This is a genomic window from Nisaea sp., assembly GCF_017640745.1.
Classification (GTDB): Bacteria; Pseudomonadota; Alphaproteobacteria; order Thalassobaculales; family Thalassobaculaceae; genus Nisaea.
This window is the reverse complement of sequence record NZ_JAEPQA010000004.1, coordinates 186,090-209,837: the sequence shown is the minus strand read 5'-3', so window position 1 is coordinate 209,837 and position 23,748 is coordinate 186,090. Positions and strand designations below refer to the sequence as shown.

Here is a 23,748-nt window from a genome sequence, read left to right as displayed (position 1 = left end):
AAGACGATCAAGCGGTCGGGCCTCGGCAAGCACGCCTTTGCCGAGATGCGCTACAAGGACGACGGCAGCGAGAACCCGGATTTCGTGCTGAACAAGCCGGCCTACCGCAAGGCGCAGGTGATCGTCGCCGGTGAGAATTTCGGCTGCGGCTCCTCTCGCGAGCATGCCCCCTGGGCGCTGCTCGATTTCGGCATCCGCTGCGTGATCTCCACCAGCTTCGCGGACATCTTCTACAACAACTGCTTCAAGAACGGGATCCTGCCGATCAAGGTGACCAAGGAGCAGCTGGACGAGCTGATGGACGATGCGGAGAAAGGCTCCAACGCGGTTCTCGAGATCGATCTGGAAAACCAGGAGATCGGCCGCCCGAACGGCGAGAAGATCGCCTTCGAGGTCGACGAGTTCCGCAAGCACTGCCTGCTGAACGGTCTGGACGATATCGGCCTGACCATGGAAAAGGGCAGCGCGATCGACAAGTTCGAGGACAAGGAGAAGGCCGAGCGCCCCTGGCTGGCCGCGTCCTGACGGATTTTTCCGCGAAGTATGGAACCATTCCGGCGCTCGAGGGTTTCCCAAGAGCGCCGGGCTCTCTATAAGAAGCACGCAGCACCCGGCCCGCGCGAAGGCCGGTCTCACTAGGGTAAGCAGAATTCATGGCCTCCAATCGTAAAATGCTTGTTCTCGGCGGCGACGGGATCGGTCCCGAAGTCGTCAAGGAAGTCCTCCGCGTCGTCGACTGGATGGCGAAGAAGCGGTCCGTCAGTTTCGATCTGCAGGAAGGCCTTGTGGGCGGTGCCGCCTACGACAAGCACGGCACGCCGCTGACCGACGAGACCCTGGCCGATGCGGTGGACTCCGACGCCGTCCTGTTCGGCGCCGTTGGCGGCCCGCAGTATGACAATCTGCCCTTCGAGGTGAAGCCGGAGCGCGGCCTCCTGCGTCTGCGCAAGGAAATGGATCTGTTCGCCAACCTGCGTCCGGCGATGGTGTTCGACGCGATGGCCGACGCCTCCTCGCTGAAGCGCGATCTGGTTGCCGGCCTCGACATCATGATCCTGCGCGAGCTGACCGGCGGCGTCTATTTCGGCCAGCCGCGCGGCATCGACGAGCTGCCGGACGGCACCAAGAAGGGTTACGACACCCAGGTCTACACGACCCCGGAAATCGAGCGCATCGGCCGGGTCGCCTTCGACCTCGCCCGCAAGCGCGACAGCCGGGTGACCTCCGTCGAGAAGGCCAACGTCATGATGTCCGGCGTGCTCTGGCGCGAGGTCATGACCAACCTGCACAAGGCCGAAGGCGAAGGCGTAAAGCTGGACCACATGTATGCCGACAACTGCGCCATGCAGCTGGTCCGCAATCCGAAGCAGTTCGATGTCATCGTGACCGACAACCTCTTCGGCGACATTCTCTCCGATTGCGCGGCGATGCTGACCGGTTCGCTCGGCATGCTGCCGTCGGCCTCGCTTGGCGCCGTCGACGAGGTAACCGGCAAGCGCCACGCGCTTTACGAGCCGGTGCACGGCTCCGCGCCGGACATCGCCGGCAAGGGGATCGCGAACCCGATCGCCGAGATGCTCAGCTTCGCCATGGCGCTGCGCTACTCGTTCGACATGGGCGAGGAAGCGGACATGCTGGAGAAGGCGATCCAGAACGTCCTGAAATCGGGGCTCCGAACCGCGGACATCATGCAGGACGGCATGGCACGCGTCTCGACTACGGTCATGACCGACAGCCTGCTTAAAGAGCTGGACAAACTCGTATCGGGATAGCCCCTCCCAACCAGCATTGCTTGAAATTACTCGGCGGGGGGCGTAAGTCTCCCGCCGAAGTCGTTTATGGACTTCAACAACAAAAGGAATGGACCAGAACCATGGGCTATAAAGTTGCCGTAGTCGGCGCAACCGGCGCCGTTGGTCGTGAAATGCTTTCCACTCTCGCCGAGCGCGATTTTCCGGCGACCGAAGTCGTCGCGCTGGCTTCCGAGAAATCGGTGGGCACCGAAGTGTCCTACGGCGAGGACAAGACACTCAAGGTCCAGAACCTGTCGACCTACGACTTCAAAGGCACCGACATCGCCCTGTTCTCCGCCGGCGGCTCGATCTCCGCGGAATACGGTCCGAAGGCGGCCGCGGCCGGCTGCGTCGTGATCGACAACAGCTCGCATTTCCGCATGGATCCGGACGTGCCGCTGGTGGTGCCGGAAGTGAACGCGAATGCCCTCGCACGCTACGGCAAGCGCAACATCATCGCCAATCCGAACTGCTCCACCGCGCAGCTCGTCGTGGCGCTGAAGCCGCTGCACGACATGGCGAAGATCAAGCGCGCCGTCGTCTCCACCTACCAGTCGGTCTCCGGTGCCGGCAAGGAAGGCATGGACGAGCTTTTCACCCAGACGCGGGCGATCTACGTGAACGACCCGGTCGAGAAGGACAAGTTCACCAAGCAGATCGCGTTCAACGTGATCCCGCATATCGACGTCTTCATGGATGACGGCTCGACCAAGGAAGAATGGAAGATGACCGGGGAGACGAAGAAGATCCTCGATCCGGCGATCGAGCTGGTCGCGACCTGCGTGCGCGTGCCGGTCTTCATCGGCCATTCCGAGGCGGTCTTCATCGAGACCGAGAAGCCGATCAGCGTCGAGGAGGCCCGCGCCGCGATGAGCAACTTCCCGGGGCTGGTCGTGGTCGATCACCGCGAGGACGAAGGCTACGTCACCCCGCACGAATGCGCGGGCGAGGACGCGGTCTATGTCAGCCGTATCCGCAAGGACCCGACCGTGAAGAATGGTCTCGTCTTCTGGTGCGTCTCGGACAACCTGCGCAAGGGCGCGGCCCTCAATGCGGTACAGATTGCGGAAGCGCTGGTGAAGGATCACCTCAAGAAGGCCGCCTGAGCCTCAGCGACGCAACATCAGGAAACGGCCGGGGACATCCCCGGCCGTTTTTTATTTTTTGATTTTTCTACTATTGCGTTCACGGCCGGACTGTCTGTTTCGTCCCTACTGCACGGTCTGAGTAAAAAATTACTCAGACCGTCGCATTCAAAGCACAGAACACTTTCAACGTGTCGGGGCTTCACGTGGGGACTGGTAACCAGGACAGCGGCAATGGCCGGACTGCGCCCGGAGCGGGTCTGTCCGGCGATCTCTTCGCAGAGGCGACGCGGAGCGCGGTGGATCTCATCGCGCGTTCGGCCGGCGGATACGCCGGGCAGGTTCCCGTACGCGAGGTTCCGCCGCCGTCCCGGCGTCCCGCCTCTTCCGAAGCCGGCCAGTTGCCGCCGGAAGACTTCTGGGAACTCTGGTCAACCCATCAGAACCAGCTTCTCAGGCAATGCATGCGCCTGATGTCCGGAAACATGGCGGATGCCGAGGATGCCCTCGGAAACGCTCTGGTCCGGGCCTCGTCGCACTTTGCCGAAGGCGGCGGCGAGGGCATCGCAAACCAGCGCGCCTGGCTGTCGCGCCTGGTCCATAATTCCTGCATCGATTTCTACCGCGCGCGCTCGCGCCAGAAGCGCTGGACCGACGAGGTCCTGGCGATGGCGGACGGCGACGATATCCCCTCGGCTCCCACACCCGAGCCGACGCCGGAGGAAGTGGCGGAGACCGGCGAGGCGATGCGCACGCTGCAATCGGCGCTCGACGAATTGCCCGAGCTGCTGCGCGTGCCGCTGATGCTCCGGTTCCTCGAAGGGCTCTCCTACAAGGAGATCGCCGAACGGCTCTGCATTCCGAATTGCACCGCCCGCAAGCGTGTCCAGCTGGCCCGCGAACGGCTGCGCCGCAGCGGCGCCGGACCAACCTGAGATTTCTGGTTCACACCTATTGCGGGTGGTTCGTCATTGATGTGTTCGCGCCCAGTTGAGAGCAAGGCGAGACGGGGCGGACGGTCCTGAAACCAGCAGTATTGAGGAGACAGAGATGGCAATCCCAACTCCGGTCAACGGCCAGATCACCGACTCCGTCACCCAGGCCAATGTGAAGGTTCTGGGCGACTCACCGGCGATGGCGATGGGAGCGATCTACCAGTCGCTCGCGCATTCCACGGGCATTCTCTATGAGAACGCCGTCAGCTCGCAGCAGCAGCTCGGCATCGCCGCGCAGGCCGCAACCAACCAGGGCGTGATCCAGATCTACAGCATCGACACGATGGCCGACGCGGTCGCGACGTCGAAGATCGGCAACAGCGACGTGCCGAACAACATGCTGTCGCTGCTGACGGCGCTGAAGGCGACGAGCTCGGGTCCGGTCGGCTAAGACCGCCCCGAGATCACTCGACCCTCGCACCCGGGGTAGACCCGCGGCGGTAGGCCCCGGGGTGCGGCAATCCCAACCAGCCGAGAGGATCGGACGCACCAGTGCACCCGGTAGGAAGCCTTAGGCAATGGGGAGTTTGGTTCCATTGTACGAGCGCATGTCCATTGCCGGTGCCCGGATGTCTGCCCCTGCGGCGAATGGAGTAATGCAATGGCAGACAATACACCGGTCAACGGTATGATCACCGACTCCGTCACCCAGGCCAATGTGAAGGTCCTGGGAGATGCGCCGGCAATGAGCATGGGGGCGATTTTCCAGTCGCTCGCGCACTCCACCGGCATCCTTTACGAGAACGCCGTGAGCTCGCAGCAGCAGCTGCAGATCGCGGCCCAGGCCTCGACCAACCAGGGTGTGATCCAGGTTTACAGCGTGGACACCATGGCCGGAGCCGCGGCGACCTCGAAGATCGGCAACAGCGACGTGCCCAACAACATGCTCGCGCTGCTGTCGTCCCTGAAAGCGGCCTCCGCGCCGGTTACCTGAGGTCGAAGGTCCGAAGTGAGCGGAGGCGGCGCGATATAGCGACCGCCTCCCCCCTTCCCCGCACGCATATCGTGCCATGAGGAGAGTGACATGCCGGAACGAAGCTCCGTCAACGATCAGGTGACCGATTCGGTCACGCAGACCAACACGATGACTCTCGGCGTCGCGCCGGCGAGTTCGGCATTGCCGCTCTACACCTCCCTCGCGGAAGCGACGAGCGTGCTCTACGCCAACATGGTGTCGCACCAGCAGCAGAATTCCGTCGTCGGGACATCGTCCCTGGTGGCCTGCGTCGACCGTCTGCTCAGCATCGACAAGCGCTCGTCGGACGCGGCGCAGGGAGCGATGATGAACAAGGTCCTCGACACGCTGAACGAGATGGACCGGCGCAAGACGCTGGCGTTGGCGGGCGAGGCCGCATTGCACTCGTTGGTGAAATGATCCGGCAGACCCGGAGGTAGCGAGCCATGGCAGATTCGGTCAACAGCCAGGTCACCGACGCGGTGACACAGGCGAATGTCAAGGTCCTCGGGGAGGCGCCCGCGGAAGCGGTCGGAATGTCCTTCCAGGCCCTGTCGCACGCGACCGGTCTCGCGATGGAAAACGCCACCTCCACACAGGGCGGCATGCAGCAGGTCGCGAACACGGCGACATCCTCGATCTGCGCCCTCATCGTCGAGCTGGCGAGCCAGTGAGACGAGCCGGAAAAAAAATTCACGAGACGGTTCGAGAACCGTCTCCAGTAAGCCGGATCGGCCGTCGGCCGGTTCCCGGACCAACACCGGCGGTCGCAAAGCCGCCGCTCATGAAGGAGCAAGGATATGGCCATACCGACACCGGTGAACGGAATGATCACAGACTCCGTTACCCAGAGTAACGTCCAGACCCTCGGCTCGGCGCCGTCGGTCGCGATGGGTGCGATCTACCAGTCGCTCTCCCACTCGACGGGGATCCTCTATCAGAACACGGTTCAGCAGCAGCAGCAGGCGGCGATCTGTGCCCAGGCGGCGACCAACCAGGGCGTGATGCAGATCTACAGCGTCAACACCATGGCCGGCGCGACCGCCACCAGCAAGCTGGCCCAGTCGGACACCGCCGACACGCTGATGACGCTGCTGGTTGCGCTGGCAGCCTTGAAATAGGGCGGGCACAGCGACGGAATGGATAGGAGTCGTGTACGAGGGCTGAACCAATGGCAGATGATACGCCCGTCAATTCACAAATCACGGATGCCGTAACCCAGACCAACGTCAAGGTCCTCGGCGAGGCGCCGTCCCAGGCCATGGGCATGGTCTACCAGTCGATGGCGCATTCGATCTCGCTGGCGATGCAGAACGCGATGCAGGCCCAGGGCGGTCTGCAGCAGATCGGAAACGCCGTCACGTCCAGCGCCTGCCGTCTCATTCTCGACGCATCTCAGGGCGGCATGGGCGGTGACAAGAAATAGAGACCGCCCGCAGGCGGTTCGGGGAGACTGACCGATGACAGACGACAGTGTGTTTGGCACGGATGACGCAATGCCGGATAATCAGTCCGGCACCACGCCCGCGACCACAGGCTCCGGATCCCAGGACAGCGGAACGGGCGACGGCGGCTCCGCACCCGGAGCCGGCACGACGGAGACCGGCGGAACCACTGCAAGCGGGAGCACCGGCAGCGGTTCGTCGTCGGGTGGATCTGCTTCGCCGTCCGCCGGGAGTTCGTCCGGTTCGACCGGCGGATCCTCCTCTGGTTCCGGATCGGGTGGATCATCCCCCTCCGGCGCGCTTCCCGCCACGACGAGTTCGGGACCGGGCGTGAACTCCCAGATCCTCGATGCGGTCAAGCAGTCCAACAGCACCGTGCTCGGGTCCGCCGGCAACAACGGGGCGGCGATCGCCTATCAGAAGGTCGCCCAGGCGGCCTCCTTCGCGGTGCAGGATTCAACGGACTATCTGCGCAACATCATGGCGATGAGTTCCGCCGCGACCGGTGTCGCGCTGAAGAAGATGGTGGAGAACCCGGCCACCGCGGCCCAGTACACGCCGGTGCTGACGGCGGCGCAGGATGCCGTGACCGCGGCGCAGGAGAATTTCGCGGCGGTCGGAAGTGCCGCCGGAACGGTCGTCAGCGGGTTCCCCAGCGGCAGTTAGCGTCCTCCCTTTGCCCAGCCTCCGAAGGCCAGCCGACTGGAGCCCCTCGCGGGGTCCTTTTTTTGTCAGTGCCACAAAGTTTCCGTTCACATCTTTCCGCCTTTGGACGTCCGCATGAATGAGGCGCGTGCGGCGCCGGCCCGGCCGGTGTGCCCGCAGCCTCCGGACGTGAGGAGACCGAGATGGCCAAGAAGCCGACCAGCGGAAGACGGTCGCTGCGCCAGCGCGCGCGGGACCGGGTTGAGGATTACATCGAGGAAAAGATCACCGAAGCCGTCGAGCGGCTCGAGGAGAGCCTCGATCCGGATCCCGAAGAATTCGCCGAGCCCGAAGAATTCACCGAGGAGGAACTGATCCTGGCCGCGGGTGATGGGGCGGAGCCGTTGGAGACCCCGGAGGCTGAGACGTCCGCCGAACCGGAGTTTTCCGAAGCGCCGGATGAACCCGGCGAAGCGAACTCTCCGGAGACCCAGGAGACAGACGATTTTCTGGAGCAAGACGCAGCGGTGGCCGCGCCGCCACCGGAACCGGCCGGCCCGTCGAAACCTGCCCCGTCCAGGAGCGCGCCGGCGAAAGGCGGCCCTGTGCCGAAGGATTCGAAACCGGAGACACCGGTTCCGGCGGGCGGGGGTGCGGCCAAGCCGGTCGCTCCGAACTTGAACGCAGCGGCACCGGCGAACGGAGGTGCCGGCGTGGTAAGCGAGGCGGCGGCCGTCGAGGCCGAGGCGCGCGCGGTGGAGGCGGCGGCAGAGGCATTCCAGGGCGGCTGAGCGCCACCGGCTGACGGAGCTCGCGATGAGCGACGAGGAAAACGACAAGAAGACGGATCCGGTTCAGGACCAGGTCGCGGCCGCGACCAACGGTGCCCTTCAGGGAGCGCTCAACACGCTCGCGGCGGCGGCGGTGGAGCGCGACCGGATCCTTGGGCAGTTCCAGGAACAGAAGGAACGGCTGGAATTCCAGCTACAACAGCAGAGGGCGCATGCGATGGATTATGTGGAGCAGACCCGGGCGGACACTCAGCAGCGGACCGGCGCGCCCTCGGGTCCGCCGCCCGGATCGGGCGCAGCCACGGACAAGGAGGCACTGAAACTCTCCCCGGACCAGCAGTTCATCGCCGGCATCAAGATGCTGATCTATCAGGATACGCGCCCCTATGAGGTCTCCACCCAGACCCAGACGCAGGCCGCGTTGCTGCTCCTCGACGCGCTGAAGAAGACGATTCATCAGGAAATCAATGTCCTGTTCGAGCGCGCGCAGGCCCAGGAAGAGGCGAAAAAGGAAGCCGCCAAACAGGAAAGCGCCGCCAAGGATGCCGGACAGCCGGAAACCGGAAGCGGGACGACCGAGGGGGCAGGCGAGCCAAAATCGGAAGCCTCGAAAGCGGAGGGGCAGGACGCGGATGCCCCGGCTAGCAGCGATCCGCCAAAGCCGCCGGGCGACAGCGCTTCAGGTTCCTGAGGATTTCGGGAAGCAGGAGTTCCCGTCGGCCCGCGCGGTCCGTTACCCGAGTCGCCAGTTCGAGGCCGCCGGCGGCGCGCGCGAAGGCCGTCTGCACATTTCCCGACTTCACGAACCAGGCAGCGAGCAGGGCCGCGAAGAGGTCGCCGGTCCCGTTGAACCCTCGGTCGAACCGCCGGGCGCCGGCTTCCAGACAGTGTGCCGCGGTGATCAGAAGATTGGCGATCCGGTCCGTCTGTTCGATTCCGGTGACGGCGATCGCAGTCAGTCCGTGCGCGGCGATCAGGCCGCGAGCGGCCCCGGAGATGTCCCTGCGATCCGCCGCGACCTCACGGCCGCTCAGGACCCCGAGTTCGAACAGGTTCGGCGTGACGATGTCGGCGCGCGGCAGCAGGTCGTCACGGATCGCTTCGGCCACGCCCTCGGCGACGAACCGGCGTCCGTGATCCCCGATGACCGGGTCGAGGATAAAGGGAAGCGCCGGATTGGACATGCGCGCGTCATCGACTGCCTCGGCGACGATCGAGGCCGTGTCCGGGCGCCCGAGATATCCCGACAGTACCGCCGAGAGTCCGGTCAGGACGCCGAGCTGCCGGAGCCCGTCCAGTTCCTCCCGCACCTCCTCCGCCTCGCGGACCCGGCCGCGGAACTGGCCGTGTCCCGGATGGTTCGAAAAGGAGACGGTATCGAGCGGCCAGACCTCGAGCCCGGCGGCCTGGATCGCCGGTACGGCGACGCTGTTGCCGACATAGCCGTAACTGACCCTGGACTGGATCGACAGGATGGCCATGCGATTTCCCCAAACGCGCTCTCGGACCTTCGGGCAGATGAATGCGCCCGGCGTCCGGGGTCAAGCGGCAAGTCATTCGCGCCGCTTGGTTTTCGCCCGCTATCCTCTAGGATGGGGACGGGGAACAAGAGGAGGTCCATTCATGGCCGCATCCGTCAGACCGCGCCGCTCGGCGCTCTATATGCCGGGCTCGAACGCGCGGGCGCTCGAAAAGGCCCGGAGCCTCGAGGCCGACGTCGTGATCATGGATCTCGAGGATGCGGTCTCGCCTGACAAGAAAGAGGCGGCCCGCGAGGCGATCGGCGCGGCGCTGGCCGAGGGCGGCTACGGCGACCGGGAGCTGGTGATTCGCACCAACGGGCTCGAGGGCCCGTGGGGCGCGGAGGACCTGGCTTTCGCCGCCAAGGCCGGCGCCGACGCGGTGCTGCTGCCGAAGGTCGAGCATGCCGAGCAGATCTGGCAGGCGGAGGAGGCGCTCTCGGCCGCAGGCGCGCCCGACAGCCTCTCGATCTGGTGCATGATGGAAACCCCGCTCGGGATGCTGCATGCCGAGGAGATCGCCGCCGCGAGCCCGCGGCTGGGCTGTCTCGTGCTCGGCACGTCGGATCTCGCCAAGGACCTTCATGCCCTTCATACCCGCGACCGGCTGCCCTTCGTGACCAGCCTCGGGCTCTGCGTTCTCGCGGCCCGGGCCTATGGTCTCGCGGTGTTGGACGGTGTGCATCTCGATCTCGACGATGCGGAGGGTTTCGAGGCGTCCTGCCGCCAGGGCCTTGAGCTCGGCTTCGACGGCAAGACCCTGATCCATCCGAAGACTCTCGCCGCGGCGAACCGGATTTTCGCCCCGAGCGGAGAGGAGATCGCTTGGTCGCGCAAGATCATCGACGCGCATGCGGCGGCGGAAGCCGAGGGCAGCGGCGTTGTTCTGGTCAACGGCAAGCTGGTGGAAGCGCTGCATGTGGAGAATGCGCGGCGCATCATCGCGCTTGCCGAGATGATCGAGTTCCGCGAGTCGAACAACTGACACGTCTTCCGGTCAGCGGCAGAAGCTGATCGAGCCCTCGGCGCAGATATGTTTTCCGTCGGTCCAGATCGCGCCGGACAGGTCGGCGCGAAAGAAATCCGCGTTTCGCACCCTGGCGCCGGTCAGATTGGCTCCTCTAAGGATCGCGCTCTGGAATCGGACATCCGCAAGGTCCGCGCCGGTGAAATCGGCGTCGTTCAGCTTGGCCTGGCTGAAATCCGCCCCGCGCAGCTGCGCGTTCCGGAAGGTCGCGCCGGCCATCTTGGCGCGGGCGAAGCGGGCCCGGCCGCGCGCACCGTCGAGATTGGCGCCGGTAAGGTCGGCCCAGTTGAAGCTCGCATCGTTCAGGTTCGCGCCGGTCAGATTGACGCCGGCGAGTGGGTAATTGTCGAAATTGCAGCTGCGCCAGTCGACGCCGGCGCCGGGGGGGTCGGTACAGGCGGCTTCGCTTGCTTTCGGAAGGAGCAGGATCGTCGCGAAGAGGGCGGCCGAGAGGGAAAACAGCAATAACGTCGATCGGGCTTTTTCAAACACGGGTCTGTGCATCCGGCTGGTTTCTCGAGAGCGCGCGGCGCTAACGTAACAGATGGACCTGTCGATTCCATCTTCCACTTCGTCGCTGATTTAAAAGCCTGTGTGAGGAAGCGGTTTGCCGCATCGCCCCCTTCGCGAGCTCCATATACGAACGGGCCGCGTGTCAGAAACACGCGGCCCGTCGGACAAGGGAGGGAGACGCCGATAGTGACCAATGCGACTGTCTTGGCACGGACTCCGCCGGTATATCTGGTGGCGTCCCGTTTGCCCCGCCCCTGGAACAAGGACGAAACGAACAATGCTCCCATGTCTTGAGTAAAATGATCGCTCTTTTGGGTTCCGGGATCAATAAAAATATCGCCTAACCTTCATAATTGTCCTGTCCACCTTTAATCCACAGTAATGATAAAATAATCAACAAAACGAAAGTGAGTTTTTTATTTTTGCCTGTGGAAATGTTTGGCGATAGGTTCCTGATTTTATGAGGATATTTGCAGGAGAATATGTTTTTGCACAATTTATCCACATGAAATTCAGGCTTGGGCCGGGATAAGTCGTGCGGCGTGTGTATAGAATGGAGACAAGAAGCGATATGGGGCTGGACAGTGGCGCAACGTGATCAAAATCAATTGAGGTCTTGTTCGCGCTGCAATATGGTGCGGCCACATTTATGAAGTTCCTCAGGAAAGGTGCGCTATGAGCGTCTCCAATCGCCCTCTTTCCCCGCATCTTCAGATCTACAGACTGCCTCTCACCGCGATTACGTCGATTTTGCACCGCGCCACGGGTGTCGCGCTCGGGATCGGCACGCTGTTTCTCGTCTGGTGGCTGATGGCAACCGCGACCGGGGGGAGCTATTTCGGATTTGTGCAGAGCATCATGGGCTCGTGGATCGGTCTGCTGATCCTGTTCAGCTTTTCCTTTGCCCTGTTCTTCCATCTCTGCAACGGCATCCGCCATCTCTTCTGGGATGCGGGCTACGGCTTCGAGATCGCTACGGCCGAAATGGCCACGAAGCTGGTTATCGCCGCGTCCGCGGTGCTGACCGTTCTGGCTTGGCTGCTCGCCTTCGCCCTTTAAGGGGCGAGGCCAAAAAATAAAGACTCTTTTGAGAGGCTGGTTATGACTGACAACTCCATGCGTACGCCGATCGGCCGTGTGCGCGGCCTTGGCAGCGCCAAGGCCGGATTGCATCACTGGTGGATGCAGCGGATCACCGCCATCGCGCTGATACCGCTCACGCTCTGGTTCGTGGCGTCCCTGATTTCGCTCGCAGGTGCGGGTTACGAAGAGACCGCGGCCTGGCTCGGCTCGCCCTTTGTCGCCATTCTGATGATCGCGCTGATTGTCGCGACCTTTTATCACGCCGCGCTCGGTTTGCAGGTCGTGATCGAGGACTACATCCATCACGAAGGCGCAAAGCTCGCGCTGCTGCTCGGCGTCAAGCTGCTCGCCGCTCTTCTTGCAATCGCCGCGCTCTTCGCGGTGCTGAAACTCGCGTTCGGAGGCTGAACTCCATGGAGTCCTACGAGATCATCGACCATACCTACGACGTCGTCGTCGTGGGGGCCGGCGGCGCCGGTCTGCGCGCCACCTTCGGCATGGCGCAGGAAGGTCTGAAGACGGCCTGTATCACCAAGGTCTTCCCGACCCGCTCTCATACCGTTGCCGCGCAGGGCGGGGTTGGCGCTGCGCTCGACAATATGGGTGAGGGCGACAACTGGAAGTTCCACATGTACGACACCGTCAAGGGGTCGGACTGGCTGGGCGACCAGGACGCGATCGAATACATGTGCCGCAACGCCATTCCCTCGATCATCGAGCTGGAGCATTTCGGCGTGCCGTTCTCGCGGACGGAAGAGGGCAAGATCTACCAGCGTCCGTTCGGCGGTCACACGCTGGATTTCGGCAAGCGCATGGCGAAGCGCGCCTGCGCGGCGGCGGACCGGACGGGTCACGCCATCCTGCACACGCTCTACCAGCAGAGCCTGCGCGCCAATGCCGAGTTCTATATCGAGTATTTCGCCATCGACCTGATCATGGACGATGAGGGCGCCTGCCGCGGCGTGATGGCGATCGACCTCGCGACCGGCAAGATCCACCGCTTCCGCGCTCACCAGACGGTGCTGGCGACCGGCGGTTACGGCCGCGCCTACTTCTCCTGCACCTCGGCCCATACCTGCACCGGCGACGGCGGCGGCATGGTCGTGCGTGCGGGCCTGCCGATGCAGGATCTGGAATTCGTCCAGTTCCACCCGACCGGGATCTACGGCTCCGGCTGCCTGATCACCGAGGGCGCGCGCGGCGAAGGCGGGTATCTGACCAACTCCGAGGGCGAGCGCTTCATGGAGCGCTATGCGCCGACGGCGAAGGACCTCGCGTCCCGCGACGTCGTCAGCCGCGCCATGACCATCGAGATCAACGAGGGCCGCGGCGTCGGTGCGCAGAAGGACCATATCTTCCTGCATCTCGAGCATCTTGATCCGGACGTCCTGGCGCTGCGCCTGCCGGGCATCTCCGAGACCGCGAAGATCTTCGCCGGCGTCGACGTGACGAAGGAGCCGATCCCGGTGCTGCCGACCGTGCACTACAACATGGGCGGCATCCCGACGAACTATCACGGCGAGGTGCTGTCCCCGACGAAGGACGATCCGGACCGCGTCTGCCCGGGCCTGATGGCGATCGGCGAGGCGGCCTGCGTCTCCGTGCACGGCGCCAACCGTCTCGGCACCAACTCGCTGCTCGACATCGTCGTGTTCGGCCGGGCCGCCGCCTTCCGGGCGAAGGAAACCGTTCGTCCGGGCGAGCCGCACAAGCCGCTGCCGTCCGATGCCGGCGAGTTCGCCATCGCGCGTCTCGACAAGATGCGTCACGCCAAGGGCGGGACCAAGACGGCCGAGATCCGTCTCGACATGCAGCGCGCCATGCAGCAGCACGCGGCGGTGTTCCGCACCACCGAGCTGATGCAGGAAGGCGTGAAGAAGATCCAGGACGTGGCCGGCGCGCTGCCGGATATCGGCATCGCCGACCGCTCGCTGATCTGGAATTCGGACCTGGTCGAGGCGCTCGAGCTGGAGAACCTGATGACCCAGGCGGTGATCACGCTGACCTCCGCCGATCTGCGCCACGAAAGCCGCGGCGCCCACGCGCACGAGGATCATCCGGACCGCGACGACGAGAACTGGATGAAGCACACGGTCATGTGGCTCGACGACAAGTACAAGCACAAGGTGATGTATCGCGACGTGCACATGTACACGCTGTCGAACGAGGTCGAGGTCGTGCCGCCGGTGGCGCGCGTCTACTGATCGCTAGAGAACAAAGAAAAGATCGGAAGTGAGAGATGGCTGAATTTTCTTTGCCGGCGAACTCAAAGGTCAAGATCGGCAACACGCACAAGGCTCCGGAGGGAGCGAAGCGGGTCAAGGCCTTCAAGATCTACCGCTATGATCCGGACAGCGGGCAGAATCCGCGGGTCGATACCTACGAGATCGATCTCGACGAATGCGGCCCGATGGTCCTGGACGCGCTGATCAAGATCAAGAACGAGGTCGACACCACGGTCACCTTCCGCCGCTCCTGCCGCGAAGGCATCTGCGGCTCCTGCGCGATGAACATTGACGGCACCAACACGCTGGCCTGCCTGAAGAGCATCGACGAGGTGAAGGACGACGTGAAGATCTACCCGCTGCCGCACATGCCGGTGGTGAAGGATCTGGTGCCGGACCTGACCCGCCCCTATGCACAGCTCGCCTCGATCGAGCCGTGGCTGAAGACCAAGTCGCCGCTGCCGCCGACCGACGAGGAGCGGCGCCAGAGCCCGGAAGAGCGCGAGAAGCTCGACGGTCTCTGGGAATGCGTCCTGTGCTTCTGCTGCTCGACCTCGTGCCCGAGCTACTGGTGGAACGGCGACCGTTATCTCGGCCCGGCCATCCTGCTGCAGGCCTATCGCTGGATCGCGGACAGCCGCGACGAATATACCGGCGAGCGGCTGGACCAGCTGGAGGATCCGTTCCGGCTCTATCGCTGCCACACCATCATGAACTGCACCAAGACCTGTCCGAAGGGTCTGAACCCGGCCAAGGCGATCGGCGAGATCAAGAAGCTGATGGTTCAGCGCATGTAGCGCTCCGGGCGAAACGCCAGAAGAGAAAACGGCCGCTGTCACCAGCGGCCGTTTCGATTCCGGAGACGCTTCCCGACGAGGTCGTCAGGAAGAGACCGGTGCACTTTGTTTGGCTGAGTTGCAGCTACCGGCACCCGCAAACGCCGCGGGAGCCGTAAAGGCCACAACGGCGGCCACAAGAACAAGAATACCAATCATCTTACGCATCTCTGAACCTCCACGGTCAGTTGCGGGCCTACCTTATCGTGATTTCAGCTGTCGAACCAGTCGCGATTGCGTGAAAACACGACGGTTGGTGGAACCAATGTGACCGATACGTCATTTTACCGACGCAATTCGGGGCGATCCTGCGCCCGTTCCCTTCACGTCCGGAGTCAGACCATGATCCGATACTGTCTCTCTCTCGCCCTTGCGGTCCTGATGCTGTTTGCCGGGCCGCAGGTGGTCCAAGCGGATACGGTCCGCGACGACATTGTCACGCTGGATCTCAGCCTGGAGAAATGGGTGGAAACGGACTCCGCGACCGTCACCGTGGCGGCCGACCTCGCGGTCAGATCCGGCGGATTCGGCGAAGCGCGCCAGGCGGTGACGCAGGATCTGGAGAAGGTTTCCGCCAAGGCGGCCTGGCGCCTGGTCGGCTACGACCGGCTGCGCGACGAGGCCGGTTTCGAGCGCTGGCGGATCACCGCCGAGGCGCGCCTGCCGGGTGCCGAACTCGGCGGTCTCGGCGCGAGCGTCAAGGGGCTGGGCGAGGCCGGCCGCAGCTATGCGGTCGAGGGCATCGACTTCACTCCGACCCTGGCAGAACGCGAAGCGGCCTTGGCGGAGCTGAGGGCAGAGATCTACAGGAGCGCGGCGGAAGAGCTGGCGCGCCTGAAGGCGGTCTATCCCGACCGCGGCTACCGCGTCGCGGCGATCAATTTCCAGACCGGTTCCATGCCGCGCCCGCTGCCGGCGCAGTTGATGCGGGCCGAGGCGGCGCCGAAACTCATGGCCGATGGCGGCATGGCGGGCGACACGGTGGCCCAGAAGGCCGAACTGCGTGCCTCCGTCAGGTTTGCAGCAGAGGTTCGCTCCGAGGATTGAACCGCGCTAAGATCCCCCCAAAGAACGCTCTAAGGGGGGATCGGCATGAGTAAGGGACTTTGTATCGTTACCGGCGCGAGCCGCGGGATCGGTGCGGCAACCGCGATCCGCGCCGCGCGGGACGGCTGGGATATCGCCGTCAACTATGTCGGCAACGAGACTGCCGCGCGCGACGTCGCCGCCAGGGTCGAGGCCGAGGGACGGCGCGCCATGGTGATCCAGGGCGACAGCAGCAAGGAAGCGGATATCGTCCGCCTTTTCGACGAGGCGGAAGCTGCGCTCGGCCCGGTCCGCGGCCTGGTGAACAATGCCGGGATCACCGGCAAGATCTCCAAAGTCCAGGATATGAGTGCGGCGGCGATCGCCGAGGTCATGAACCTCAACGTGGTCGGCCTGATCCTCTGCTGCCGCGAAGCCGCGCGCCGGATGTCGGTCAAGGCAGGCCATCAGGGCGGCGCCGTCGTCAATCTCTCCTCGATCGCCGCCCGCCTCGGCGCGCCGAACGAGTTCACCCACTATGCCGCTTCCAAGGGGGCGGTGGATTCCTTCACCATCGGCTTCGCGCGCGAGGTCATCGGTGATGGGGTCCGCGTCAACGCGGTCGCGCCCGGGATGATCGATACAGATATCCATGCGAGTGCCGGCGCGCCGGACCGTGCGGCCCGGCTCGGTCCGACCACGCCGATCGGGCGCGCGGCGGCGCCAGAGGAGGTCGCCGAGGCAATCGTCTGGCTGCTGAGCCCGGCTGCGGGCTATTGTGCCGGCTCCATCCTCGAGGTTTCGGGGGGGCGCTGACAGCGCCTTCGCGCGTCCGCCCGCTTGACCTCGAAGGCCAAAAGCGCGAGTCCTTGGCGCCGGGGGATCGGGCTCCCCGCCCATCCGGCAGGAGAATGGCACAGTGAATCACGAAGGGCCGCTGGCCCGCTACGAAGCCTTGGTCGCGGACGGCTCCATCGCGAAGGACCCGGCGCAGGAAGCCGCGGCGGCAAAGCTGCAATGGCTGCACGACCAGCTGCTCGACTACCGCCCGCCGCAGGCCAAGACCGGCTGGACCGCGAAGCTTGGTTTCGCCCGCAGAAAGCCGACCAATCCGCCGAAGGGCCTCTATATCTACGGCTCCGTCGGGCGCGGCAAATCCATGCTCATGGACCTGTTCTTCGAAGGCGCGCAGGTCGAGCGCAAGCGCCGGATCCATTTCCACGAATTCATGCGCGAGGCGCACGATCTGATCCATCAGTGGCGCCAGGAGAACAAGGTGTCCCGGACTGCGGAGCCGATCCGCCCGACCGCGCAGAAGCTCGCCGACAGCGCCTGGCTGCTCTGTTTCGACGAGTTCGAGGTCCGGGATATCGCCGATGCCATGATCGTCTCGCGCCTGTTCTTCGCCATGTTCGAACTCGGGGTCGTGGTGGTCGCGACCTCCAACCGGGCACCGGACGAGCTCTATAAGGACGGGCTGCAGCGCGATCTCTTCCTGCCTTTCATCGGCATTCTGAAAGCGCGGCACGAGGTTTTCCATCTCGACGACGGCGAGGATTACCGGCTCGGACGACTGCGCGGAAAGACGGTCTACCACGTGCCGAGCGGCCCTGAAGCGGACGCGGCCCTGGACGAGACCTTCGCCGATCTGACCGACGCGACACCAACGCCGGATGTGATCGAGCGCAAGGGCCGGAAGATCCAGGTTCCGGCAGCCGCTGCCGGGGTTGCCCGCTTCGGTTTCCGCGACCTCTGCGACCAGCCGCTGGCCGCCGCCGACTTCCTCGCCGTGGCCGAACGGTTTCACACGGTCATTCTTTCCGATATCCCGGTTCTCGGAGCATCGAACCGGGACCAGGCGCGGAGGTTCATGACCCTGATCGATGCGCTTTACGATCAGGGTGTGCGCCTGATCGCCTCGGCCGAAGCGACGCCGGAGAAGCTCTATGACGGCGACGATTGGGGCTTCGAATTCGACCGCACGATTTCACGCCTGATGGAAATGCAATCCGCCGATTACTTCGAATCCCGGCGCCGCTGACACCTGGGAACACCTGGGAATAGGTGGTGGCGCAGGAGGTTGTTCGGTATTTAAAAAAATGCATAAATTTAAATTGTAATCTTAAGAGTAACTTAAGATGGTGCGTGATATATCGCATGGTGGGCAGAACGCTCCGGATAAGATAGGATTCCCGGGAGAGTGTCATCGCTTATGCCATCGATTTTTCCGCCGCGCGGCCGCCGCTGGTGCCGGATCGTGATCAGGATTCCCTGCATACGCTTGATTGCGCGATCCTTCCCCTGCGTACCAGAGGCGCGCGCAAGTTCCGGCTGATCAAAAACGTTCGCATGGAAACGCGGATCGAGCTCTACCGCGAGAGGGGAATGGGGAGTGGCCAGGTCGCGATCGAGGAGTTGCCGGACTTCGTTGCGGCGACGGACGATCTCGTGCATCACGATATGCCGATGCTGGAAAAAATCGGGGAGATGGAGAGCTTCGATCCCTATTCCCTGCGCCGCGGCCTTCGTGCCGCCGGCATCGAGGTTGACGACGTCTCGGCATTCTCACTGAGTGCGGCGAAGAAGCGTGAACTCCAGCCGCACATGCGCGATCTGACGCGCCCGCTGGTCCAGTATGTATTCGGCGCGCAGGAGATCGAGCTGGGCGATCCCCAGGCGATCCGCGACTTGCTCGATCAGGCGGAGGGCATCGCCGTACGCATGCGGCTCGAGCGTCTCGCGGCCTCCCTGCAGACCAGCCGCCGGGAGCTGCCGGACATGCTCGAGGATTACGGCGACACCTTCCTCTCTCTCGGTTTCTACCGGCATCACCTCGACGACCTCGCGCCGCGCATTGCGGCCCTCCAGGAGTGGATCGAGGAAGCGCGGCGGCCGGCGCATATCGGGAACGACACGGTGATGGGGCCGGCGCTGCGCAAGACGGCGAACCTTCTGGGTGCGCTCTCGCAGTCGCTAAAGACACGCTTCACCAATTTCGACACCAAGACGCAGATCCGCTGGGAGCGCGTCACGATCTCCACCTTCAACCAGGTGCGCACGCTGATCACAGATCACCAGGCCAGCCTGGCTGCCGTGCTGTGCGGTCTTGTCGTGAAGATCTACGAGTGGGAGCAGCGCTTCCCGGGCGGAGGCGGCAGCTTCGAGCGACGTGCGGAATTCGTCATGACCGATCTCCGCTCCGGACTCGACCACCTGGCCGGGATCGAGCGCAAGGCTGCGACCTTCGCCTGACCGGCGCAGACAGATCGACACGGGGTCCATGTCAGATTCGCTCCTCCAGACAGACGCTTCGCGGAAGGCTATCGATCGCGAGGATCGGGACTCGATCAATACTTTCGCCTGCGCCGCCTTGCCGGTGCGCAGCCGGGGCCTCCTCCGGCTGCGTCTGATCAAGAATGTCCGTCTCGAGACCAGGGTGGAGGCGTTCCGCGGAACCGGAACGGGCAGCGGGCAATTCGGCATCGATGAACTCCCGCACTATGTCGATTCGAGCGAGGACCTGACGCGCCACGACATCCCGATGCTGAAACAGGCGGCCGGACTTCCGGCGTTCGATTGTTACTCGCTCAGGCGCGCGGTGCGTACCAGCGGGCTCGATGTCGAGGCGACGGACATCCTCAGCCTGTCCGACGAGAAGAAGCGGGAACTGGCGGGGCACATGCGCAACCTCACGCGCCCGCTGGTCCGTCACGTGTTCGGCGACAGCGATATGGACATCACCGATCCGCGCAGCCTCCGCGACATCATGGCGATGGCCGACAAGGACAGGGCGCGGGAGCGACTGCAGCAGCTTTCGGTCATGCTCGAGACCGATCTCGAGACGCTGCCGGAACTGCTGGAGGATTATGGCGATGCCTTCCTCTCGCTCGGCTATTACCGCAGCTATCTCAACCTCATCGTTCCGCGCATCAAGGAGCTGCACGGCTGGATCGAGGAAGCCGGCGCCCGCGGCAGCTTCCGCCAGGGCGATCAGGCGATGAAACGTCTGAAGCAGGTCTCGGCCGCGATCGACATGATCACCAACAGCGTCGTCGAACGCTTTCGAGGCTTCGACAAGCAGGCGATTTTCGACTGGGAACATCTCACCCTTGAAGAGTTCCGCTCCGCGCGCGACCTGATCCTGGCGCACCAGTCGAGCCTCGCTGAGGTGCTGTGCGGACTGACGGTCAAGGTCTATGAATGGCGGACCCGGTTCGCCAAGCCGAATGTAGGGATTCAGCAGCGTGTGGACTTCGTTCAGTCCGATCTTTATCCCGGCCTGGATCATCTTCTGAAGGTCGAAAGCAGCGCCCCGAAATTCTGATTGTCCGCCCCGGCGCCGGCATAGCCCGGCTCGGGCCTTGCGGGGGGTCTGGAAACGCGCTACACCGCGCCTCGGTTTTCCGCCGTCCAGGAGGAGGCCGAAGCCTTGACGGCGCGGCGGATCTGTCCCGAACCAGAGGAGTGGGGAACAAGATGGCTCGCAACAAGATCGCGCTTGTCGGCGCAGGGAATATCGGCGGCACGCTGGCGCTGCTCGCCGGTCTCAAGGAACTCGGCGACGTGGTGCTTTTCGATATCGTGGAGGGCATCCCCCAGGGTAAGGCGCTGGATATCGCCGAAGCCTCTCCGGTCGAAGGCTTCGACAGCCGCATGCTCGGCGCCAACGACTACGGCGCGCTCAAGGGCTCCGACGTCGTCATCGTCACCGCCGGCATCCCGCGCAAGCCGGGCATGAGCCGCGACGACCTGATCGAAACCAACACCAAGGTCATGAAGGCCGTCGCCGACGGTATCAAGGCGAACTGCCCGGATGCCTTCGTGATCTGCATCACCAACCCGCTCGACGTCATGGTCGGCATCCTGCAGAAGCTGAGCGGCCTGCCGGCCAACAAGGTCGTCGGCATGGCCGGCGTGCTCGACAGCGCCCGCTTCCGCTATTTCCTGGCCGAGGAATTCAAGGTCTCCGTCGAGGACGTCACCGCCTTCGTGCTCGGCGGCCACGGCGACACCATGGTTCCGCTGACCCGCTACTCCACCGTTGCCGGCATCCCGGTTCCGGATCTGGTGAAGATGGGCTGGACCACGCAGGAGAAAGTCGACCAGATCGTTCAGCGTACCCGTGACGGCGGCGCCGAGATCGTCGGCCTGCTGAAGACCGGTTCCGCGTTTTACGCGCCGGCGTCCTCGGCGATCCAGATGGCCGACTCCTATCTCAAGGACAAGAAGCGCGTGCTGCCCTGCGCCGCTCAGTGCTCGGGCGAGTATGACCTCGACGGTCTCTATGTCGGCGTGCCCTGCGTGATCGGCGCGAACGGCGTCGAGCGCATCGTCGAGATCGAAATGAATGCGGACGAGAAAGCCATGTTCGACCATTCGGTGAACGCGGTGAAGAGCCTGAACGAGGTTGCGGCGAAGCTCGGGATCTAAAACGAGAATGGTGGTATGTGGTATACCACCATTTGTGATCCTGCGGTTCGGTGCTACAGTGAAATACTGCGGCACCGGGCCGCTTCCCGCATGTGGGGGATAGGGCCGGCCGTTTCGGCCGGTCGCAGCAACGGGTTCGGCGCCTCCCGCGCCAAAACCGGGGCAAGCGAAATGGGAGAGCCATGAACATCCACGAGTATCAGGCCAAGCAGCTCTTGGCCAAGTTCGGTGTGGCGGTGCCGCGGGGCGGCGTTGCCTACACCCCGGAGGAGGCCGAGAAGGTCGCCAACGATCTCGGCGGTCCGGTCTGGGTCGTGAAATCTCAGATTCATGCGGGCGGCCGCGGCGCCGGACGCTTCAAGGGCAACGAACAGGGCGCCGGTGGCGTCCGCGTGGTCAAGTCGGTCGCGGACGTGAAGTCCAACGCGGGCGAAATGATCGGCGCCACGCTGGTCACCAAGCAGACCGGGCCGGCCGGCAAGGAAGTCAGCCGCGTCTATATCGAGGAAGGCTGCGACATCAAGCGCGAGCTGTACCTCAGCCTGCTGGTCGACCGCGACACCAGCCGCGTCACCGTGATGGCCTCGACCGAGGGCGGCATGGAGATCGAGGAAGTCGCCGAGGCGACGCCCGAGAAGATCATCACCATCGCGATCGACCCGGTCACCGGCATGCAGGGCTTCCACGCCCGCCGCATCGCCTTCGCGCTCGGCCTTGAGGGCGACCAGATCAAGTCGGCGGTCAAGTTCCTGATGGCGATGTACAAGGCCTTCACCGATCTTGACGCCGCGATGGTCGAAGTGAACCCGCTGGTGGTCACCGGCAGCGGAGACGTCATCGCGCTCGACGCCAAGATGGGCTTCGACGACAACGCGCTGTTCCGGCACAAGGACGTGGCCGAGCTGCGTGACGAGACCGAAGAGGATCCGGCCGAGCTCGAAGCCGGCAAGTACGAGCTGAACTACGTGAAGCTCGACGGCTCCATCGGCTGCATGGTCAATGGCGCGGGTCTCGCCATGGCGACCATGGACATCATCAAGCTCTATGGCTCCGAGCCGGCGAACTTCCTCGATGTCGGCGGCTCGGCGACGAAGGAGCGGGTCACCGCCGCCTTCAAGATCATCCTCTCCGATCCGAACGTCGAAGGCATCCTGGTCAACATCTTCGGCGGCATCATGCGCTGCGACGTGATCGCCGAAGGCGTCGTCGCCGCGGCCAAGGAAGTCAGCCTGCACGTGCCGCTGGTGGTGCGTCTCGAAGGCACCAACGTCGACCTCGGCAAGCAGATCCTGGCCGATTCCGGCCTGCCGATCGTCTCGGCGGACAATCTCGCGGATGCGGCCGAGAAAATCGTCAAAGCGGTGAAGGAGGCAGCCTGATGGCCGTACTGGTCAACGAGAATACGAAAGTGATCTGCCAGGGCTTCACCGGAAGCCAGGGCACGTTCCACTCCGAGCAGGCGATCGCCTACGGGACCAAGATGGTCGGCGGCGTCACCCCGGGTAAGGGCGGTCAGACCCATCTCGGGCTGCCGGTCTTCAACACGGTGCACGAAGCCCGCGAGCGGACCGGCTGCGACGCCTCCGTGATCTACGTTCCGCCGCCGTTCGCCGCGGACTCGATCCTGGAAGCGATCGACGCGGAAATCCCGCTGGTGGTCTGCATCACCGAAGGCATCCCGGTGCTCGACATGGTGAAGGTCAAGCGTGCCCTCAGCGGCTCCAAGACCCGCCTGATCGGCCCGAACTGCCCCGGCGTGATCACTCCGGGCGCCTGCAAGATCGGTATCATGCCGGGTCACATCCACCGCCGCGGCAAGGTCGGCATCGTGTCGCGTTCCGGCACCCTGACCTACGAAGCGGTGGCCCAGACCACGGCGGCCGGCCTCGGCCAGTCGACCTGCATCGGCATCGGCGGCGACCCGGTGAACGGCACCAACTTCATCGATGCGCTGGACCTGTTCCTCGGCGATCCGGAGACCGAAGCGATCATCATGATCGGTGAAATCGGCGGCTCGGCGGAAGAGGACGCGGCCGAATTCCTCAAGCAAAACAAGGTGAAGAAGCCGATGTGCGGCTTCATCGCCGGCGTCACCGCCCCTCCGGGCCGTCGCATGGGTCATGCCGGTGCGATCATCTCCGGCGGCAAGGGCGACGCCAACTCCAAGATGGAAGCCATGCGCTCCGCAGGGATCCTCGTGGCGGACAGCCCGGCGTCCCTCGGCACCACCATGGTGAAGGCTATCAAGGGCTGATTTAAGGGGTTCGGGCGGCGAAAGTGCGTTGCCGCCCGGACTCACCCTTGCGATTTTTTGCCATCTGCCATGCAGAACGGCTTCAAGTTCGTAAATTCTTAAGTAGTATAAGAACATGCTTACCG

General features: G+C 64.0%; 29 protein-coding genes. 26 read left to right on the top strand and 3 right to left on the bottom strand.

Translation table 11 applies throughout. The features are described 5' to 3' along the window. The 10 genes from leuD to JJ959_RS05275 form a co-directional block, all read left to right on the top strand. Positions 1-525: 3-isopropylmalate dehydratase small subunit (gene leuD / locus JJ959_RS05320; RefSeq protein WP_292880456.1), on the top strand; the 525-nt coding region annotated here is incomplete at its 5' end. A 128-nt stretch (positions 526-653) separates the two neighbouring features. Continuing rightward, entirely contained in the window at positions 654-1,772 is a 1,119-nt protein-coding gene (gene leuB, locus JJ959_RS05315; RefSeq protein WP_292880453.1) for a 3-isopropylmalate dehydrogenase, read from the top strand. 101 nt (positions 1,773-1,873) lie between these two features. Then, positions 1,874-2,899 carry an aspartate-semialdehyde dehydrogenase gene (locus tag JJ959_RS05310; RefSeq protein ID WP_292880450.1) on the top strand — a complete coding sequence of 342 codons (1,026 nt, stop codon included), beginning with the start codon at positions 1,874-1,876 and terminating at the stop codon, positions 2,897-2,899. 185 nt (positions 2,900-3,084) lie between these two features. Further along, a complete protein-coding gene (locus JJ959_RS05305) occupies positions 3,085-3,813 on the top strand; it encodes an RNA polymerase sigma factor (RefSeq protein ID WP_292880447.1) in 729 nt (242 codons plus the stop codon). 115 nt (positions 3,814-3,928) lie between these two features. Next, entirely contained in the window at positions 3,929-4,264 is a 336-nt protein-coding gene (locus JJ959_RS05300; RefSeq protein WP_292880444.1) for a RebB family R body protein, read from the top strand. Between the two features lie 210 nt (positions 4,265-4,474). Further along, the gene (locus JJ959_RS05295; protein ID WP_193185284.1) at positions 4,475-4,807 is read left to right on the top strand and encodes a RebB family R body protein; all 333 of its coding nucleotides are present in this window, start codon (positions 4,475-4,477) and stop codon (positions 4,805-4,807) included. 90 nt (positions 4,808-4,897) lie between these two features. Beyond that, a complete protein-coding gene (locus tag JJ959_RS05290) occupies positions 4,898-5,248 on the top strand; it encodes a RebB family R body protein (RefSeq protein ID WP_292880441.1) in 351 nt (116 codons plus the stop codon). Between the two features lie 26 nt (positions 5,249-5,274). Next, positions 5,275-5,502, top strand: a complete 228-nt coding sequence (locus tag JJ959_RS05285; RefSeq protein WP_292880438.1) for a RebB family R body protein — start codon at positions 5,275-5,277, stop codon at positions 5,500-5,502. 126 nt (positions 5,503-5,628) lie between these two features. Further along, on the top strand, positions 5,629-5,949 hold the full coding sequence (locus JJ959_RS05280; RefSeq protein WP_193185295.1) for a RebB family R body protein: 321 nt from the start codon (positions 5,629-5,631) through the stop codon (positions 5,947-5,949). A gap of 50 nt (positions 5,950-5,999) precedes the next feature. Further along, on the top strand, positions 6,000-6,254 hold the full coding sequence (locus JJ959_RS05275; RefSeq protein ID WP_193185298.1) for a RebB family R body protein: 255 nt from the start codon (positions 6,000-6,002) through the stop codon (positions 6,252-6,254). Positions 6,255-6,335: 81 nt separating this feature from the next. Here the strand turns inward: JJ959_RS05275 and JJ959_RS05270 are convergent, their stop codons facing one another. Beyond that, positions 6,336-6,584 carry a hypothetical protein gene (locus JJ959_RS05270; protein ID WP_292880433.1) on the bottom strand — a complete coding sequence of 83 codons (249 nt, stop codon included), beginning with the start codon at positions 6,582-6,584 and terminating at the stop codon, positions 6,336-6,338. A gap of 19 nt (positions 6,585-6,603) precedes the next feature. Here JJ959_RS05270 and JJ959_RS05265 point away from each other — a divergent pair, with 19 nt between their 5' ends. The 3 genes from JJ959_RS05265 to JJ959_RS05255 all read left to right on the top strand — a co-directional run bounded on the left by JJ959_RS05265 (position 6,604) and on the right by JJ959_RS05255 (position 8,400). Then, a complete protein-coding gene (locus tag JJ959_RS05265; protein WP_292880430.1) occupies positions 6,604-6,939 on the top strand; it encodes a RebB family R body protein in 336 nt (111 codons plus the stop codon). A 182-nt stretch (positions 6,940-7,121) separates the two neighbouring features. Continuing rightward, positions 7,122-7,709 (top strand): hypothetical protein, encoded by a 588-nt coding sequence (locus JJ959_RS05260; protein WP_292880428.1) that lies wholly within the window; start codon positions 7,122-7,124, stop codon positions 7,707-7,709. A gap of 25 nt (positions 7,710-7,734) precedes the next feature. After that, positions 7,735-8,400: a hypothetical protein gene (locus JJ959_RS05255; RefSeq protein WP_292880425.1), complete on the top strand. Its 666-nt coding sequence runs from the start codon at positions 7,735-7,737 to the stop codon at positions 8,398-8,400. On the opposite strand, the gene pdxY is transcribed toward JJ959_RS05255, so the two are convergent. After that, positions 8,351-9,190 carry a pyridoxal kinase gene (pdxY, locus tag JJ959_RS05250; protein ID WP_292880423.1) on the bottom strand — a complete coding sequence of 280 codons (840 nt, stop codon included), beginning with the start codon at positions 9,188-9,190 and terminating at the stop codon, positions 8,351-8,353. The genes JJ959_RS05255 and pdxY overlap by 50 nt on opposite strands. A 142-nt stretch (positions 9,191-9,332) precedes the next feature. On the opposite strand from pdxY, the gene JJ959_RS05245 reads away from it, so the two are divergent. Then, a complete protein-coding gene (locus JJ959_RS05245) occupies positions 9,333-10,214 on the top strand; it encodes a CoA ester lyase (protein ID WP_292880420.1) in 882 nt (293 codons plus the stop codon). 12 nt (positions 10,215-10,226) lie between these two features. Here the strand turns inward: JJ959_RS05245 and JJ959_RS05240 are convergent, their stop codons facing one another. Beyond that, the gene (locus tag JJ959_RS05240; protein ID WP_292880417.1) at positions 10,227-10,748 is read right to left on the bottom strand and encodes a pentapeptide repeat-containing protein; all 522 of its coding nucleotides are present in this window, start codon (positions 10,746-10,748) and stop codon (positions 10,227-10,229) included. 696 nt (positions 10,749-11,444) lie between these two features. Between JJ959_RS05240 and sdhC the strand changes: the two genes are divergently transcribed. From sdhC to sucD, 12 genes are all read left to right on the top strand, one after another. Next, positions 11,445-11,828, top strand: coding sequence for a succinate dehydrogenase, cytochrome b556 subunit (sdhC, locus tag JJ959_RS05235; protein WP_292880415.1), 384 nt, complete (start codon positions 11,445-11,447; stop codon positions 11,826-11,828). A gap of 42 nt (positions 11,829-11,870) precedes the next feature. After that, entirely contained in the window at positions 11,871-12,260 is a 390-nt protein-coding gene (sdhD, locus tag JJ959_RS05230; protein ID WP_292880413.1) for a succinate dehydrogenase, hydrophobic membrane anchor protein, read from the top strand. A gap of 5 nt (positions 12,261-12,265) precedes the next feature. Then, positions 12,266-14,056, top strand: a complete 1,791-nt coding sequence (gene sdhA / locus JJ959_RS05225; protein WP_292880411.1) for a succinate dehydrogenase flavoprotein subunit — start codon at positions 12,266-12,268, stop codon at positions 14,054-14,056. A 35-nt stretch (positions 14,057-14,091) separates the two neighbouring features. Further along, entirely contained in the window at positions 14,092-14,874 is a 783-nt protein-coding gene (locus tag JJ959_RS05220) for a succinate dehydrogenase iron-sulfur subunit (RefSeq protein ID WP_292880408.1), read from the top strand. A 381-nt stretch (positions 14,875-15,255) separates the two neighbouring features. Then, positions 15,256-15,960, top strand: coding sequence for a hypothetical protein (locus JJ959_RS05215; protein WP_292880406.1), 705 nt, complete (start codon positions 15,256-15,258; stop codon positions 15,958-15,960). Between the two features lie 45 nt (positions 15,961-16,005). Beyond that, a complete protein-coding gene (locus tag JJ959_RS05210; RefSeq protein WP_292880403.1) occupies positions 16,006-16,755 on the top strand; it encodes an SDR family oxidoreductase in 750 nt (249 codons plus the stop codon). A 103-nt stretch (positions 16,756-16,858) separates the two neighbouring features. Further along, a complete protein-coding gene (gene zapE / locus JJ959_RS05205; RefSeq protein WP_292880400.1) occupies positions 16,859-17,980 on the top strand; it encodes a cell division protein ZapE in 1,122 nt (373 codons plus the stop codon). 308 nt (positions 17,981-18,288) lie between these two features. Next, positions 18,289-19,191 carry a hypothetical protein gene (locus JJ959_RS05200; RefSeq protein WP_292880397.1) on the top strand — a complete coding sequence of 301 codons (903 nt, stop codon included), beginning with the start codon at positions 18,289-18,291 and terminating at the stop codon, positions 19,189-19,191. Between the two features lie 28 nt (positions 19,192-19,219). Beyond that, entirely contained in the window at positions 19,220-20,263 is a 1,044-nt protein-coding gene (locus tag JJ959_RS05195) for a hypothetical protein (protein ID WP_292880395.1), read from the top strand. Between the two features lie 152 nt (positions 20,264-20,415). Further along, positions 20,416-21,369, top strand: a complete 954-nt coding sequence (gene mdh, locus JJ959_RS05190; protein ID WP_292880393.1) for a malate dehydrogenase — start codon at positions 20,416-20,418, stop codon at positions 21,367-21,369. A 182-nt stretch (positions 21,370-21,551) separates the two neighbouring features. Continuing rightward, positions 21,552-22,748: an ADP-forming succinate--CoA ligase subunit beta gene (gene sucC / locus JJ959_RS05185; protein ID WP_292880391.1), complete on the top strand. Its 1,197-nt coding sequence runs from the start codon at positions 21,552-21,554 to the stop codon at positions 22,746-22,748. Further along, positions 22,748-23,623, top strand: coding sequence for a succinate--CoA ligase subunit alpha (gene sucD, locus JJ959_RS05180; protein WP_292880389.1), 876 nt, complete (start codon positions 22,748-22,750; stop codon positions 23,621-23,623). Before sucC ends, sucD begins: the two co-directional genes overlap by 1 nt. The last annotated feature ends 125 nt before the right edge of the window (positions 23,624-23,748 follow it).

Excerpts from the sequence above, each read along its gene's own strand:
- sucC (WP_292880391.1), top strand. The coding sequence starts at position 21,552 with ATGAACATCCACGAGTATCAGGCCAAGCAGCTCTTGGCCAAGTTCGGT.
- JJ959_RS05275 (WP_193185298.1), top strand. The coding sequence starts at position 6,000 with ATGGCAGATGATACGCCCGTCAATTCACAAATCACGGATGCCGTAACC.
- pdxY (WP_292880423.1), bottom strand. The coding sequence starts at position 9,190 with ATGGCCATCCTGTCGATCCAGTCCAGGGTCAGTTACGGCTATGTCGGC.
- leuB (WP_292880453.1), top strand. The coding sequence starts at position 654 with ATGGCCTCCAATCGTAAAATGCTTGTTCTCGGCGGCGACGGGATCGGT.
- JJ959_RS05215 (WP_292880406.1), top strand. The coding sequence starts at position 15,256 with ATGATCCGATACTGTCTCTCTCTCGCCCTTGCGGTCCTGATGCTGTTT.
- JJ959_RS05280 (WP_193185295.1), top strand. The coding sequence starts at position 5,629 with ATGGCCATACCGACACCGGTGAACGGAATGATCACAGACTCCGTTACC.
- JJ959_RS05220 (WP_292880408.1), top strand. The coding sequence starts at position 14,092 with ATGGCTGAATTTTCTTTGCCGGCGAACTCAAAGGTCAAGATCGGCAAC.
- mdh (WP_292880393.1), top strand. The coding sequence starts at position 20,416 with ATGGCTCGCAACAAGATCGCGCTTGTCGGCGCAGGGAATATCGGCGGC.
- sdhD (WP_292880413.1), top strand. The coding sequence starts at position 11,871 with ATGACTGACAACTCCATGCGTACGCCGATCGGCCGTGTGCGCGGCCTT.
- sdhA (WP_292880411.1), top strand. The coding sequence starts at position 12,266 with ATGGAGTCCTACGAGATCATCGACCATACCTACGACGTCGTCGTCGTG.
- sdhC (WP_292880415.1), top strand. The coding sequence starts at position 11,445 with ATGAGCGTCTCCAATCGCCCTCTTTCCCCGCATCTTCAGATCTACAGA.
- JJ959_RS05285 (WP_292880438.1), top strand. The coding sequence starts at position 5,275 with ATGGCAGATTCGGTCAACAGCCAGGTCACCGACGCGGTGACACAGGCG.
- JJ959_RS05310 (WP_292880450.1), top strand. The coding sequence starts at position 1,874 with ATGGGCTATAAAGTTGCCGTAGTCGGCGCAACCGGCGCCGTTGGTCGT.
- JJ959_RS05195 (WP_292880395.1), top strand. The coding sequence starts at position 19,220 with ATGTCAGATTCGCTCCTCCAGACAGACGCTTCGCGGAAGGCTATCGAT.
- JJ959_RS05295 (WP_193185284.1), top strand. The coding sequence starts at position 4,475 with ATGGCAGACAATACACCGGTCAACGGTATGATCACCGACTCCGTCACC.
- JJ959_RS05290 (WP_292880441.1), top strand. The coding sequence starts at position 4,898 with ATGCCGGAACGAAGCTCCGTCAACGATCAGGTGACCGATTCGGTCACG.
- JJ959_RS05210 (WP_292880403.1), top strand. The coding sequence starts at position 16,006 with ATGAGTAAGGGACTTTGTATCGTTACCGGCGCGAGCCGCGGGATCGGT.
- JJ959_RS05245 (WP_292880420.1), top strand. The coding sequence starts at position 9,333 with ATGGCCGCATCCGTCAGACCGCGCCGCTCGGCGCTCTATATGCCGGGC.
- JJ959_RS05200 (WP_292880397.1), top strand. The coding sequence starts at position 18,289 with ATGGAAACGCGGATCGAGCTCTACCGCGAGAGGGGAATGGGGAGTGGC.
- JJ959_RS05260 (WP_292880428.1), top strand. The coding sequence starts at position 7,122 with ATGGCCAAGAAGCCGACCAGCGGAAGACGGTCGCTGCGCCAGCGCGCG.
- JJ959_RS05255 (WP_292880425.1), top strand. The coding sequence starts at position 7,735 with ATGAGCGACGAGGAAAACGACAAGAAGACGGATCCGGTTCAGGACCAG.
- JJ959_RS05300 (WP_292880444.1), top strand. The coding sequence starts at position 3,929 with ATGGCAATCCCAACTCCGGTCAACGGCCAGATCACCGACTCCGTCACC.
- sucD (WP_292880389.1), top strand. The coding sequence starts at position 22,748 with ATGGCCGTACTGGTCAACGAGAATACGAAAGTGATCTGCCAGGGCTTC.